Source organism: Flexivirga meconopsidis, assembly GCF_026162425.1.
Classification (GTDB): domain Bacteria; phylum Actinomycetota; class Actinomycetes; order Actinomycetales; family Dermatophilaceae; genus Flexivirga; species Flexivirga meconopsidis.
In genome coordinates this window covers 122,640-137,398 of sequence record NZ_JAOBQJ010000003.1, presented here as the reverse complement: position 1 = coordinate 137,398, position 14,759 = coordinate 122,640, and the positions used below count along the sequence as shown (strand labels likewise).

The 14,759-nt window shown below is 67.0% G+C and carries 11 protein-coding genes; 10 read left to right on the top strand and 1 reads right to left on the bottom strand.

The window, feature by feature from the left end; genetic code table 11:
* The first annotated feature begins 20 nt into the window (after positions 1 to 20).
* The 7 genes from N2M23_RS10380 to N2M23_RS10350 all read left to right on the top strand — a co-directional run bounded on the left by N2M23_RS10380 (position 21) and on the right by N2M23_RS10350 (position 9,689).
* The gene (locus N2M23_RS10380) at positions 21 to 272 is read left to right on the top strand and encodes a hypothetical protein (protein ID WP_265445331.1); all 252 of its coding nucleotides are present in this window, start codon (positions 21 to 23) and stop codon (positions 270 to 272) included.
* A 10-nt stretch (positions 273 to 282) separates the two neighbouring features.
* Positions 283 to 1,269, top strand: a complete 987-nt coding sequence (locus tag N2M23_RS10375; RefSeq protein WP_265445328.1) for a 3-oxoacyl-ACP synthase III family protein — start codon at positions 283 to 285, stop codon at positions 1,267 to 1,269.
* A complete protein-coding gene (locus N2M23_RS10370) occupies positions 1,266 to 2,015 on the top strand; it encodes a 3-oxoacyl-ACP reductase family protein (protein WP_265445326.1) in 750 nt (249 codons plus the stop codon). Before N2M23_RS10375 ends, N2M23_RS10370 begins: the two co-directional genes overlap by 4 nt.
* A complete protein-coding gene (locus tag N2M23_RS10365) occupies positions 2,008 to 2,673 on the top strand; it encodes a 4'-phosphopantetheinyl transferase family protein (protein ID WP_265445325.1) in 666 nt (221 codons plus the stop codon). The genes N2M23_RS10370 and N2M23_RS10365 overlap by 8 nt, the downstream gene beginning before the upstream one ends.
* 39 nt (positions 2,674 to 2,712) lie before the next feature.
* On the top strand, positions 2,713 to 4,344 hold the full coding sequence (locus N2M23_RS10360; RefSeq protein ID WP_265445323.1) for an acyl-CoA carboxylase subunit beta: 1,632 nt from the start codon (positions 2,713 to 2,715) through the stop codon (positions 4,342 to 4,344).
* A 140-nt stretch (positions 4,345 to 4,484) separates the two neighbouring features.
* The gene (locus N2M23_RS10355; RefSeq protein WP_265445321.1) at positions 4,485 to 7,457 is read left to right on the top strand and encodes an AfsR/SARP family transcriptional regulator; all 2,973 of its coding nucleotides are present in this window, start codon (positions 4,485 to 4,487) and stop codon (positions 7,455 to 7,457) included.
* Between the two features lie 468 nt (positions 7,458 to 7,925).
* Positions 7,926 to 9,689 (top strand): AfsR/SARP family transcriptional regulator, encoded by a 1,764-nt coding sequence (locus N2M23_RS10350; protein ID WP_265445319.1) that lies wholly within the window; start codon positions 7,926 to 7,928, stop codon positions 9,687 to 9,689.
* 11 nt (positions 9,690 to 9,700) lie between these two features.
* Here the strand turns inward: N2M23_RS10350 and N2M23_RS10345 are convergent, their stop codons facing one another.
* Entirely contained in the window at positions 9,701 to 10,870 is a 1,170-nt protein-coding gene (locus N2M23_RS10345) for a calcium:cation antiporter (protein WP_425270235.1), read from the bottom strand.
* Between the two features lie 291 nt (positions 10,871 to 11,161).
* Between N2M23_RS10345 and N2M23_RS10340 the strand changes: the two genes are divergently transcribed.
* From N2M23_RS10340 to N2M23_RS10330, 3 genes are all read left to right on the top strand, one after another.
* Positions 11,162 to 12,991, top strand: a complete 1,830-nt coding sequence (locus tag N2M23_RS10340) for a phosphoenolpyruvate carboxykinase (GTP) (protein ID WP_265445317.1) — start codon at positions 11,162 to 11,164, stop codon at positions 12,989 to 12,991.
* Between the two features lie 211 nt (positions 12,992 to 13,202).
* Positions 13,203 to 13,841 (top strand): hypothetical protein, encoded by a 639-nt coding sequence (locus tag N2M23_RS10335; RefSeq protein WP_265445315.1) that lies wholly within the window; start codon positions 13,203 to 13,205, stop codon positions 13,839 to 13,841.
* A gap of 24 nt (positions 13,842 to 13,865) precedes the next feature.
* On the top strand, positions 13,866 to 14,702 hold the full coding sequence (locus N2M23_RS10330) for an aldo/keto reductase (RefSeq protein ID WP_265445314.1): 837 nt from the start codon (positions 13,866 to 13,868) through the stop codon (positions 14,700 to 14,702).
* Positions 14,703 to 14,759 lie beyond the last annotated feature (57 nt).

Here is a 14,759-nt window from a genome sequence, read left to right as displayed (position 1 = left end):
CGCAAGCGAAGGAGAAAACGATGACCCTGACCCTCAGCGAGTTCCTTGCCCAGATCGAGGCCGTCTCCGGCGCCACCGACGTCGACCCGGACGCCGCTCTGGTGGAGATCTCCGACATCGACTCGATGGACATGATGGAGTGGCTCTACTCCTTCCAGTCCGAGCACCCGGAGGTCGGTGCCGACCCGGACATCTTCGAGAATGAGGACGGCTCGACCACGCTGCGGATCGTGCACGACCGCCTGGTCAAGGTCGCCGCGGCGGCCGCCTGACATGCAGCACATGCAGATCACCGGTTGGGGCAAGGCAGTCCCCGACCGGGTCGTCACCAACGCCGAGCTCGCAGAGAAGTTCGACATCGATGAGGAGTGGATCGAGAGCCGATGCGGCATCCGCGAACGCCGTTGGGTGCGCGACGGTGAGACCACCGCTTCGCTGGCGGTGGACGCCGGCCGGGCCGCCCTCGAACACGCCGGGCTGACCGCCGACGACATCGCTCACCTCGTGGTGGCGACCGCGACCCCGGAGCAGCCGTCGCCAGCGACCTCCGCGTTCGTCCAGCACGAGCTCGGGGTCGCCGGTAGCGCGCACGACGTCAACGCCGAGTGTTCCGGCTTTATGTACGGGCTAGTCCACGCCTACGCACTGATGCGCGTCGACCCTCGCCCAATCCTGTTGATCGGCACCGACACTCACTCACTGACCGCCAATCCGGAGGACCGCGACCTCGGCATCCTCGTCGGTGACGGTGCAGGTGCCGTCGTGCTCACCCCGGGCGAGTCCGACTGGGTGCTCGGTTGGGATCTGGGGGCCGAGGGCCGCTGGACCTCGAGCCTCCAGGCGGTCTGCGGCGGTAGTCGCATGCCTCCGTCCAAGGAGGCCATCGACGAGGGTCTGCACTACGCCAAGATCAACGGCAACGAAATCTACCTCAACGCCGTCCGGCTGTCGGTCGCCACCGCACGACGGACGCTCGACAACGCGGGCGTCGAGGTCGAAGATCTGGCGCTGGTCATCCCGCACCAGGCGAACATTCGCATCATCAACTCGATAGCCTCCCACGCCGGACTCGACCCGGACCGGGTGTTCACCAACCTGGAGCGGTATGGCAACACCGCGTCGGCTTCGATCCCGATCGCCCTCGACGAAGCGGTCGGCGAAGGCCGGATCCAGCAGGGTGACCTGATCATGTTGATGGGCTTCGGTGCCGGAATGACCTGGGGATCGATGGTCCTCCGGTGGGGTGGGGAATCCAAGGAGGCAGCATGAACATCGCACAGAAACAAGCAGATTCGCCGCACATTGCCCTTGTCACCGGCGCGTCCGGCGGCCTGGGCCGGGCGATGGCGATCGAGTTGGACCGCCTTGGCTGTCGGGTCGCGGTGCACTACAACTCCTCGCGCGATGGCGCCGAGAAGACCGCTGCGGATCTGCACAACCCGCACTGTGTCCTCGGGGGCGACATCTCGTCGTGGGAGCAGGTCCAGCGAATGCAGCAGGAGGTGACCGAGCAGCTCGGCGTCGTCGACGTGCTGGTCAACAACAGCGGCGTGCGCAAGGACGCCCTGATGGCGATGCAGAACCCGGACGATTGGGCGCAAGTCATCCAGACCAACCTGGTCGGCAGCTTTCACGTCGCCCGGGCCTTCCTGCCGGCGATGCTGAAGGCTCGGTGGGGCCGGGTGGTCAACGTCGTCTCCCCATCGGGGATCGTCGCGACCCCGGGTCAGACCGCGTACTCGGCGTCCAAGGCCGGCCTGATCGGTATGACGCGCACCCTCGCCGTCGAGTGCGCCCGTCGCGGCGTGACGGTCAATGCGCTCTCGCCCGGTTTCGTCATCACCGGCATGACCGAGTCCCTTTCCGACAGTGTGAAAGACGGCATGCGCACGCGCATCCCGCTCGGTCGGTACGGCACGCCCGAGGAAGTCGCGGAGGTGCTGGGGATGTTCCTCGGTGCCGACTACATGACCGGCCAGGTCGTGAGTGTCGACGGCGGTGTGACACTTGGCTGAGCTGCTGATCACAGGTGACGGTCTGCGGGCGATCCTGCCGCCGACCGTCGCCTGTGCACAGCTGCTGGGCGAGAGCACCGACGCAGAGGTTCGCACCGACGAACAGCACCTGGTCGGGCGCGGGGCACGGGCGATGCAGTCGGTGCTGGCTCGCCGTTGCGCACGGGAGGCGCTGGGTGAGATCGGCTTCGCCCACATGCCGATCGGCCGACAGGACTCGGGCGCGCCAGCCTGGCCCGTGGGCATCGTCGGCTCACTGACCCATACCGACGGATACCTCGGTGCCGCAGTCGGATTGGGCCGCCATCACCGGGCGATCGGCATCGATGCGGAGCCCAACGAACCAGTGGGCGGGGCGCATCGTGCCTTCACCACCGAGGACGAGATCCACCAGCTCGCAGAGCTGGGCCACTACTTCGGCAATGAAATTGCTTGGGAGCGTTTGCTTTTCAGCACCAAGGAAGCCGCCTACAAGGCATTCCACACATTGACCGACCGGACCCTCCCGATGACAGGGGCGCGCTCGCGGGTGTTTCCGGACGGCACCTTCGTGGTGACCACCACCCGCCCTAATCGACACCGTGGCGAGCGCTGGGACTGGCCGGGGCGCTGGTGCCGCTACGACGATTTCCTGCTGGCCGCAGTGGTCGTGTCCTGACCGTCGGGTCACCGCAGCCCCAACCCAAAGGAGCCAAGCATGAGCCAGTTGCAGACCGCCGACGACGAACAGCCGACGCGCCCCGCGCTGCGGGTGATCCCGCCGAGCCCCCCGGACGCAGCGCCGACATCGCCCACCATGCAGCACGGCATCATCCGGTTGCGGCGCATGCGTGACGAGGTGCGCTCGACGACCGACCGGGCCAGCGAGGTGCAGCGTGGCCGCGGCAAGCTGACCGCCCGCGAGCGCGTCGAGCATTTCTTCGACTCTGGCACCTTCCACGAGATCGAGGGCTTCCGCCGACATCGCGCGACCGACTTCGGGATGGCCGACCGGCGACCGCACTCCGACGGCGTCATCACCGGGTGGGGCATGGTCCATGGCCGCCGAGTCTTCGCCTACGCCAGCGACTTTCGCATCTTCGGTGGGAGCCTCGGCGAGGCGCACGCGCAGAAGGTGCACAAGCTGATGGACCTTGCACTACAGGCCGGCGCGCCGATCGTGTCGATCAACGACGGTGCAGGTGCCCGCATCCAAGAAGGGGTCAGCGCACTGGCCGGCTACGGCGGCATCTTCCGTCGCACCGTCGCCGCATCCGGGGTGGTGCCACAGATCAGCGTGATGGTCGGTCCATGCGCTGGTGGCGCGGCATACGCTCCCGCGCTGACCGACTTCGTCTTCGCCGTGCGGCAGACGTCGCAGATGTTCGTCACGGGCCCGGACGTGGTGACCGCGGTGACCGGCGAGTCGATGACCGCCGAGCAATTGGGCGGCGCCGACATACACAGCGCCGCGTCGGGCGTCGTCAGCTTCGTCTACGACGACGAGCGCGAGTGCCTGGATGACGTTCGCTTCCTGCTGTCGCTGTTGCCCGCCAATAACCACACCCCTCCCCCGGAGGTGCTGCCCGAGGACCCCGCGGTGCAGGTCGACCTGGCCGAACTGGTGCCGGCCGAGCCGCAAAAGTCCTACGACGTGCTGCAGGTAATCGAGACACTGGTCGACGACAGCGAGTTCATCGAGGTGCACGAGACCTGGGCGCCGAACATCGTGTGCGTCTTCGCCCGGATCGACGGGCAGACCGTCGGCATCGTCGCCAACCAGCCGACCCGGCTCGCCGGCGCGATGGACATTTCCAGCTCGGAGAAGGCCGCACGGTTCGTCACCCAGTGCGACTCCTTCGGCATTCCGATCATCACGCTGGTCGATGTGCCTGGCTTCTTGCCCGGCACCGACCAGGAGCGAGGCGGCATCATCCGCCACGGGGCCAAGCTCATCTACGCATATTGCAATGCGCAAGTCCCGCGCATCCAGGTCATCATGCGCAAGGCGTATGGCGGCGCGTACATCGTGATGGACTCGCGCTCGATCGGCGCCGACCTCTCCTTCGCCTGGCCAACCAACGAGATCGCGGTGATGGGCGCAGATGCAGCCGCAAACGTCATCTTCCGCAAGGAGATCGCCGGCTCGGATGAGCCCGAGGCAACACGTGCCCGCCGCGTCCAGGAGTACTCGGAGCAGCTCATGCACTCGTTCTATGCCGCCGAACGTGGGCTGGTCGACGACGTCATCGAACCCGATGAGACCCGAGCAGCACTGATCGAGGGCCTCGCGATGCTACGGAGCCGGGGCGAAGCAGCCCAACGTCGGCACGGTAACCCTCCGTTGTGACCACGCATCGAGACCGTTCAAAGGAATCTGCCCACATATCAGACCGGCTGTCATACTGTGCCGAGGGCGGACGCGCGGGAGGGACCGGTGTGCTGACGATGGTCGATGACCAATCACATCCGGACAAGACTGGCCCGCCGGTGACATTTCGCGTGCTCGGATCGCTGGATGTCCTGGCCGGCGATGTCGTGCTGCGCCCGACCAGCGGCCGGCAGCGGGCTGCCCTTGCGGCGCTCCTTCTGTCTGCCGGACGAACGGTGCCGGTCGACACCCTCATCGACGCCATTTGGGACGAGGACCCGCCCAGCACTGCTCGCAACCAGGTCGCAATCTGCGTCGCGGCGCTGCGCAAACAACTGAAAGAGCACACCGGTCGCGACGACCTGATCCACACCAAACACCCTGGTTACCTGCTCGATCCAGGCAACTGCATCATCGACGTCGATGAGTTCCAGAAGCTGCGGGTCGCCGCCGCGTCACAGAGCGCGGAGGGGCAACCTGCGCAGGCATTGGAGACCGTAGACCAGGCCCTGCAAATTTGGCGCGGAGCCGTCCTTGACGGACTGGTCATCGAGCAACTGCGACCCGAAATCGAGCAGCTGAGCAATGAGTTCGTCGATCTGCATGAGGACCGCGGATCGCTTCTACTCGAACTCGGCCGAGATAAGGAGGCGCTGCGCGAGCTCACAGCGGTGGTCGACAAGCACCCGCTACGCGAGTGCGCCCGCGCGCTGCTGATGCATGCGCTTTACCGGGCCGGTCAGCGCGCGGAGGCACTGAGGGTGTTTCGGGAGGGTCGCCGACGGCTGGTTTCGGAGCTCGGCATCGAACCAGGACCTCAGTTGCAGACCATGCACGAGCGGGTGCTACAGGACGACGCCGAACTGGCCGCGACGACACCCGAATCCGCCTCTGCAAGCGGCCCGACGGCAGAGCCGTCACTCGATCGACCCGCTCAGCTCCCGGCGCCGGCACACGCTTTCACCGGCCGAAACCGCGAGTTGACCCTGCTGGACTCGCTGCTGTCCGAGGACCCCGCTACCCCGCCCATCGCCTTGGTGACCGGTGTCGGCGGTGTCGGGAAGACCAGTCTCGCCGTGCGCTGGGCCACCCGCAACGCCCACCGTTTCCCCGACGGCCAACTGTTCATCGATCTGCGCGGGTTCTCCGAGAACGATCCGCCGGTCAGTGCCACCGCCGCGCTTGATGCAATGCTGCGGGCTCTGGGGGTGTCTGTCGCGCAAATCCCTGCTGGCCGTAGCGACCGGTCGGCAATGTTGAGGTCCGCGCTCGCCGATCGCTCCGTACTGATCGTGCTGGACAACGCGCACAGCCACGGACAGCTGACGTCGCTGATCCCGGGCGAGGGCGCCTCGCGGGTCATCGTCACCAGCCGCGGCACCGTCAGCGACTTGGCCGGGGACCACGCGGTGACCCACATCGAGCTGACAATGCTCGCCACCTCCGACGCACACACGATGCTCGGGCGCATCGTCGGCTCCGAACGAGTCGAGCAGGAGGCAGCAGCAGCCGACGAGATCGCCGACTTGTGCAACGGTCTGCCGCTCGCGCTGCGCGTCGTCGGCGCCCGCCTGTCAGCTGGGCCGCACATCCGACTCGAATCGTTCGCCCGGCGGTTGCGTGACCAACGCCGCCGGCTGGACGAACTGAGCCAGGACGAACGAGGCGTCCGCGCCAGTCTCTTCCTGTCCTACCGATCCCTCTCTCACCAGGCAGCGACTCTGTTCCGCCGGCTCGGCCGTGTCGAGGTGCCCGATTTCGCCGGCTGGGTAGCGAGCGCTCTGATGGACGTCGACCCCTGGGACGCCGACGACCTGCTGGAACAGCTGGCGCAGGCTCAACTGCTTGAGGTGGTGGTTCGCGGCGATCAACCCGGGGTGCGGTACCGCATGCAGGACTTGGTCTGGCTGTACGCCCGCGAACTGGCCGGGGAAAGCGTCGACGACGACGCAGCGCTCGAAAGATTCCACCGCGCGTTCGCACAGCTGGCGCGCGGAGCCGCGCTGCTCGTGGACCACGAGGACGTCGACCATCCCGATCAGACCGAGCCGGTCCTACCGCAACCGGTGATCGAGGAGGTGCTGCAACACCCGGAGCATTGGTTTGCCCAGGAGCGCTCCGCGATTCGTGGTGCGGTGAACAGCACCAGAAGTGGCAAGTTCGTTCGTTACTCGTGGCAGACGGTGAGTTCGTTGGCGACCTATTTCGAGACCGGTCGCTATCTCGACGACTGGCACGACTGTGTTTCGGCGGCGTTGGAAGGTTGCCGCGTAGCAGGCGATAAGCATGGCAGCGAGGTGATGCTCCGTTCGCTCGGCGTGGTCGCGTTCTACCGAGGTCGGTTCGACCTGGCCCGCGAGCACCTCGAGGAAGCCCTGGCCATGCTCGAAACCAGCGACCGCATCGGCCAGGCCCGCGTGCGCCGGTTGCTGGCTTCGATCGCTCGCGCCGATGGCGATCTCGATGCCGCTTACAACTACTGCGACCCGGTGGTCAATGAACTCCTGCGGATGGGCCAGATCCGGAGCGCAACCCACGCCATGGGACTGCTCGCTCAGATCGAGTCCGAGCGCGGCAACCACGACCGCGCGATCGAGTTATCGCAGCGTGCCGTCACTCTCAGCCGCGAGTCCGGCACGTGGCGGGCCGAGGCACAGAGCCTCTACTGGATGGCGTTCGCTCTGATGTCCCGGCACGACCTGGAGCGCGCGGCTGCCGCGTGCGGTGAGGCGCTGTCGTTGGCCATCGAGGGCGGAGATCGCACGGGTCGGTTGCACGCGCTCACCTTGTTGGGCGAGATCCATGCCCGCCGCGGTCTGCTGCCGGAAGCCGAGCAGGTGCTGGGTGAGGCGCTGGACATCGCGGTCGAGCGGGCCGACCCGATGGCTTCGGGGCGTTGCCACCTGATGCTGGCGTGTACCGCATGGTTGTCCGGCCTGCCCAGCGCGGAGAACTCCGCCAGTCTGGCAGTCGCCGCGTTCGAGCGCGCCGGGTCGACGACCTGGATGCATCGCGCCGACCGCGTCAAGGAAATGCTGGCGACCCAATCGTCCGCCTCCGGCGACGAACTTTTCCAACGCCTGCGCGACTGACGACAAACTCGAGCCTGCCACGCCACGCCTCACGCGACACCAGACGCGGCCCGCCGCAGCTGGAAGCTTAAGGAGGGCCGCGTCTTGGGGCGGATGGTGCGGCTCAGCGGGCACCCCCCACACCATCCGGCCAGGGCCAGATCGCGGTGGTTGAGTCGGTCGCGGAGGGGGTCTGCGACGCGTCGGCACTGTGTGCGCCGGCCACCCCACCAGACAGTCCACCAACGAGCAGAACAAGTGCAATCACGCGGGACAACTTCATCGTCGTGCCTTCCAGGTAAGCGCCCTAGCCCCCCATGGGCGAGCAGCTGTCAACGACACTAGACAGCCGATCCGGTCCGTCGGTTTCGTCTCAATTTCGTTGCTGCGGGACTGGATGACGAAATCCGGATGACATGACCTTGTCGCACCATGACTTCGGTGCACGGACGCTGGGAGGGGCGCCGGACCGAACGAATGGAGTGTCAGATGCGGATCCGATTGCTCGGGCCAGTGCGTGTCGAGCGCGACGGCGCAGAGGTGCCGCTCACCGGCGCCAAGGTGCACACTCTGCTCGCTGCTCTAAGCCTTTGCGCCGATCGCGTCGTACCGGACGACGAGCTGGCTGACTTGCTGTGGGCACAGCATCCCCCGGCCACCATGAACGCCCAGCTGTACACCTACGTTTCCAGGCTGCGCAAGGCTCTTGAGCCAGATGTCGCGATTCGACGGTGCCCGCCCGGTTATCTCCTGGAGGCGAGGCAGACTCGGATCGACGCAGTCGAATTCACCATCCACGCGCGAGCGGGGCGCGATGCCCTGCGCGACGGCCAGCCGGCGGTCGCCTGCTCCGAGTTGGACGCGGCACTCGCCCTGTTCACCGGTTCGGTGGTCGCCAACACCACTGAGACGCTGCGGGTGCGCGAGGGTGAGCACTGGTCGCGGCAGTTCGATCAGCTTCAGCTGACCCAGTTCGAGGCGACTCTAGAACTTGGCCGGCACGAGGAGGTCCTGCCGCTTCTCGCCAAGACCGTCCGGGACCGGCCCTTCTGCGAGCACAGCCGCCGCCTCTACATGGTCGCGCTGGCTCGGGGTGGGCGGACTGCAGACGCCGTGCAGACCTATCACGAAGCGCGCACTCTGTTGGGCGAGGAACTCGGTGTCGACCCGGGTCCAGAACTCATCCACACCTACGAGGCCGTGCTTCGCGGCTCACTGGAAACCCCAGTCGCCGTCACGCCGTCGACCCGGCCTAACCACCGGCCCGCGCCACACACGTTGCCGGTCGACCCGAGCGGATTGGTCGGACGGGACGAGCTGCTGCACCGGCTGCAGGATGTCCTTGACCGTCGTACCCCGCTGAAGACGGCGCGCCGCTGCGTCGTGTCCGGGATGAGCGGTGTCGGCAAGACTGCGATCGCGGTGCGCGCGGCGTACGGCGGCGGTGAGGACTACCCCGATGGGCACCTCTACCTTTCGATGTCCGACGCTGACGGCCGCCGCCGGACACTCGAGGACAGCTTGCGTTCTCTGCTGACATCCCTCGGCTGCCGTCCGGCCGGCGACGCCGACGGAATGCGAGCGCAATACCGTTCGGTGTCAGCGTTGCGCGGGGTGCTCCTTATCATCGACAACGCGACCGACGCCGCCGAGGTGTGCGACCTGCTGCCTGCCGGGGACCGTTCGGCTTGCTTGATCGTTGGACCAAGCCAGTTGGCGGTCCAACTCGGCTTGGCGCATGTGCGGATCGATCCGCTCGACGAGGACGCCGCGACGGTCCTGTTGACCAATCTCCTGTACGCCGACGAGCGCACCGCCGATGATGTCGCGCTGCGAACCCTCGCCCGTCACTGCCACGGGCTTCCGTTGGCACTACGTGCGGCAGCAGCCAGGTTGGTCAGTCAACCGGCCTTGTCCCTGCCAGCCCTGCTCGGCGAGCTCAACGGCGCAGCCCCGCTCGAGGCGCTCACCGTTGGTGATCTGTCAGTGCGGGCCAGCTTCGAGGCGTGGCGTCGTCGCACTGCGCCCGAGCCTTGGCAAGCGCTGCGCCGCGCCGCCGACACCGACAACCCCGAGGAGGCGCTGGCCGCGCTGGCTTGCGACTCGATGCTCGTGCCTCGACCTGATGGATCGGGACTGCATATTCACCCGTTGCTTGCGGAGTTCGCGCAGTTGAGCCGGTCCGCGCAGCAGCGCCTGGTGTTGCCGTCCCCGGGACGGACTCGGCCAGCGGTCGGGGGTGCGGTCGCCTGAGGGCGCGCGCTCTACGGATTCGCTGCCAGGAAGACGAACGCCACCAACAACACCAGATGTATGCCGCCCTGCAAGCGCGTGGCGCGGCCCGGCACGATCGTGAGGATCCCGACCGCTGCGGTGATCGCAAGCAGCACGATCTGGGTCGAGCCGAGGCCGAGGTGCAGCGGGGTCGGCAGCCAGATCGAGGCGAGCGCGATGACCGGGATGGTGAGCCCGATCGAGGCCATCGCCGAGCCGTAGCCGAGGTTGAGGCTGATCTGCAGGCGGTCCCGCTGCGCCGCGTTGACCGCCGCGAGGGTCTCCGGTGCAAGCACGAGCAGCGCGATGATCACGCCGACGAACGAGTGCGGCAACCCGAGTGCGCCCACCCCGTCTTCGATCGGCTTGGACTCCACTTTGGCCAGTCCGACGACCGCGACCAGCGAAACCAGCAGCATGCCGAGGCTGAGCAGCGCCTCGCGGTTGCTCGGCGGGTCGGCGTGCTCCCCGTCATACTCCTGGGTGCTGGGGTCGTCGACCGGGCCGGCGCCACCGGTCGACCCGACCGCCAGCGGGCGATAGTCCTCGCGCGCGACCGGCAGGAAGAAGTCACGGTGTCGGACGGTCTGGGTCACCACGAACAGGCCGTAGAGGGCGAGCGATGCGATTGCGGCGAAGGTCAGTTGCGAGCCGGAGAATTCCGGCCCGGACACGCTGGAGGTGAAGGTCGGCAGCACCAGGCAGACCGTGGCCAGGGTCAGCACGCAGGCCAGCGCGGCGCCGGTGCCTTCGGCGTTGAACGTCACCGTGTCGTGCCGAATCGCCCCTACCAGCAACGAGATTCCGACGATGCCGTTGCAGGTGATCATCACCGCAGAGAAGACTGTGTCCCGCGCGAGCGTGCTGGCGTCCGAGCCGCCACTGACCATCAACGTGACGATGAGCGCGACCTCGATCACGGTCACCGCGACCGCGAGCACCAGTGACCCGAAGGGTTCGCCGACCCGGTGCGCAACGACCTCCGCGTGGTGCACGGCCGCCAGGACCGATGCGCCGAGCAGGATCGCGACGATGGCGATCCACGCAGGGCCGATGTGCTTACCCCAGGTGAACGGGAGTGGGACCAGCGCCAGGATGGGCGCCCAGACGGTCCAGCGGGTCAGTAGCGATCGCACTCGGGACTGGCTCACCTGCACCATTGTCCCGGACGGCTGTGGGTGCTGCGTCATACGTCCGATCGCTCATCTTCACTAGGCGGAGTTTGTTGGTTTTTGTGCGGCGAGGAAGCCGTGCGACGCCGACGTGAACAGCACCCACCATGAAGTGAACAAACCCCACTACATGTGTGACACGGATCACATTTAGGTCCCACGCGCTGGTTGGAGCCGGCTCGGGAGCGCGGCGTACGTTCGCGGGAGTGGTTCTCACTGGGCGCCTGGATCGGGCGGCCGACCACTTCCCGTGAGCCGACAACAAGGACGGTCTTTTCGATGACTACCGACACTCCCACCGCGCCGGCGGGCACCGGCACCTCCCACCCCGGCCTCGCCGCCTGGGTCGACGAGGTCGCGGCGCTCACCACCCCCGACCGGGTGCAATGGATCACCGGCAGCGATGAGGAGTGGCAAGAGATCACCGACAAGCTGGTCGCGGCCGGCACCTTCACCCGACTGAACGAGCAGACCCACCCGAACAGCTTCTACGCCGCCTCCGACCCGACCGACGTCGCGCGCGTCGAGGACCGCACGTTCATCTGCTCGGTGGACGAGAAGGACTGCGGCCCGACCAACAACTGGATGGCGCCGGACGAGATGAAGGCGATCATGACCGACCTCTATCGGGGGTCGATGAAGGGCCGGACGATGTACGTCATCCCCTTCGTCATGGGTCACCTCGACGCCGAGAAGCCGATGTTCGGTGTCGAGATCACCGACAGCGAGTATGTCGTGGCGTCCATGCGCGTCATGGCCCGCTGTGGCACCAAGGTGCTGAACCGCATTGAGGAGCTTGGCGATTCGGCCAACTACGTGCCGGCGCTGCACTCGCTCGGCGCACCACTCGAGCCCGGCCAGGAGGACGTGCCCTGGCCGTGCAACCAGACCAAGTACATCGTGCAGTTCCCCGAAGAGCGCACGATCTGGTCCTACGGCTCGGGGTATGGCGGCAACGCCCTGCTCGGCAAGAAGTGCTATTCGCTGCGCATTGCCTCGGTGATGGCGCGCGACGAGGGCTGGCTCGCCGAGCACATGCTGATCCTGAAGCTGATCTCCCCCGAGCAGCAGGTCTACTACGTTGCCGCGGCCTTCCCGAGTGCGTGCGGCAAGACCAACCTGGCGATGCTCGAGCCGACGATCCCGGGCTGGAAGGTGGAGACGCTCGGCGACGACATCGCCTGGATGCGCTTCGGCAAGGACGGCCGCCTCTATGCCGTCAACCCCGAGTTCGGCCTGTTCGGAGTCGCGCCGGGCACCAACGAGAAGACCAACCCCAACGCGATGCGCACGCTCGCCAAGGGCAACTCGGTCTACACCAACGTCGCGCTGACCGACGACCTCGGCGTCTGGTGGGAGGGCCTGGAGAACGAACCGGCACACGCCACCTCCTGGAAGGGCGAGGACTGGACCCCGGACTCGGAGGAACTCTCGTCGCACCCCAACTCGCGCTACTGCACCCCGATCGACCAGTGCCCGATCCTGGCCGACGAGTACGACGACCCGCAGGGTGTGCCGATCTCGGCGATCCTGTTCGGGGGGCGCCGCAAGACGACGGTGCCGCTGGTGACCGAGTCGCGCGACTGGGTGCACGGCACGTTCATGGGCGCCACCTTGTCGTCCGAGACAACCGCGGCCGCGGTCGGCCAGGTCGGCGTCGTACGCCGTGACCCGATGGCGATGCTGCCGTTCATCGGTTACAACGCCGGCGACTACTTCGGCCACTGGATCAATGTCGGCAAGGACGCCGACGCCGCGAAGCTGCCGAAGATCTTCTACGTCAACTGGTTCCGTCGCGATGAGGACGGCGGCTTCTTGTGGCCGGGCTTCGGGGAAAACTCCCGGGTGCTGAAGTGGGTCATCGAACGTCTCGAGGGACGCGCGGCGGCCGTCGAGACCCCGATCGGTCACGTGCCGACCCCGGAGTCGCTGGACATCGAGGGCCTGGACCTGACGCCCCAGCAGGTGGAGGCCGCGCTCGCGGTCGACCCGGAGGAGTGGAAGGCCGAGATCCCGCAGATCGAGGAGTGGTTCGCCAAGTTCGGCGACCAGCTGCCGACCCAGCTGCAGGTGGAGCTCGACGGGCTGAAGGCGCGCCTCGGTTTGTAGTCGTCACCCGCGGGCCAGAATCCGGGGGATCGGCTCGTCATACCGGATCGGGCCTGTGCGGAGTCACCGCACGGGCCCGATCCCTTTTTCGTGCTTACGCGCCGTCCGCCGCCTCGGCGTGACATTCGTCCTACGTCCGAGTGCCGATCAGGCGGCGAGCACTGTTAGCGTCGTACTCGACAGATTTCTCGCAGAAGGGGCTCCGAGAGCAATGGCGGACACGACCACGGTCACTCGTCGGACGCTTGCCAAGGGCGCAGCCTGGTCGGTGCCTATCCTTGCCGTCGGGTCGCCGGCCGTGGCGGTGACGGCGTCCTGCCCGTGCGCACAGCTGCCCACGACCGCGTCCGGCTGGACGACCCGAGTCGCCCAGGGCTCGGTGGACGGGACGGTCGGGACCGGGAACAGCGGGTATGTCACCAACTGGAACAGCAGCCCACCGCTCGCGTCCGGGTTCGCCTTCACCTCCGGACTCAACAACACCAGCTCGACGGCGTCCGCCGTCGTCACGACCTCTGCAACGATCCAGACCTGCCCGCGCGCGAAGTACACCATTTCCTCGCTGACCATCGGCGCCGGCTACGGCAACAACAACTCCACCACGAGCGTCGGACAGAGCATCATGGTGGACATCGGTGGCACCACGATCTTCGGTCCGCGCAGCACCCGAGGAACCGGCGCCCTCGCGATCAGGTCGGGCCAGTCGTATCAGACCACCGGCGCCACCTACAGCAGCGATACTCGCGGCACCGTCACAGTGACGATCACCTTCACCCTCGCCCCGATCGCAGCCGGCAAGGCCGCCGGTGACGACATCAGCATCGCCCTTCCCACGATCACCTGCAGCTGACCGGTCCCAGGTAGCGTTGATCGGGTGAGCATCCCGACATACACCCTCAATGACGGCAGCACACTCCCCGCGATCGGCTTCGGCACCTACCCGCTGAAGGGCGACGACGGCATCGGCGCGATCACCAGCGCTCTTGGAGCCGGCTACCGATTGCTCGACACCGCAGTCAATTACGACAACGAACGCGAGGTCGGCGAGGCGATCCGGCGCTCCGGTCTACCGCGCGAGCAGGTGCAGGTGCAGTCCAAGATCCCCGGCCGCGATCACGGGTATGACGATGCCCTCGCCTCGATCCGCGGCTCGCTGGAACGACTGCAGCTCGACTACCTCGACATCCACCTCATCCACTGGCCGAACCCGAGCGTCGGCAAGTTCGTCGAGGCGTGGAAGGCGCTCGTCGCCGCGCGTGAGGAGGGGCTGGTCAAGACCATCGGCGTCTCCAACTTCACCGGCGCGCACCTGCGGCAGGTCATCGACGCGACCGGCGTGATCCCGGCGGTCAACCAGATCGAAATGCACCCCTACTTCCCGCAGGTGGAGATGCGAAAAGTCAATGACGACTTGGGGATTCGCACCGAGGCATGGAGCCCGATGGGCAAGCGACAGGCGCCGTTCGACGAGCCACCGGTCGCCGAAGCGGCCGCCGCGCACGGTGTCACCCCGGGCCAGGTCATCCTGCGCTGGCACCACCAGCTCGGTTCGCTGCCGCTGCCAAAGTCGGCCACGCCCGAGCGGCAGCGCGCCAACCTGGACGTCTTCGGCTTCGAGCTGACCGACGACGAGGTCGCCGCGATCACCGCACTCGGCAAGTCCGACGGCCGGCTCTTCGGCGGCGACCCCGACACCCACGAGGAGATGTAGCCGCCGACAGGCTCACTTATCGTCCGCAGGCTCACTTATTCGGCCACGTTCGCCGCC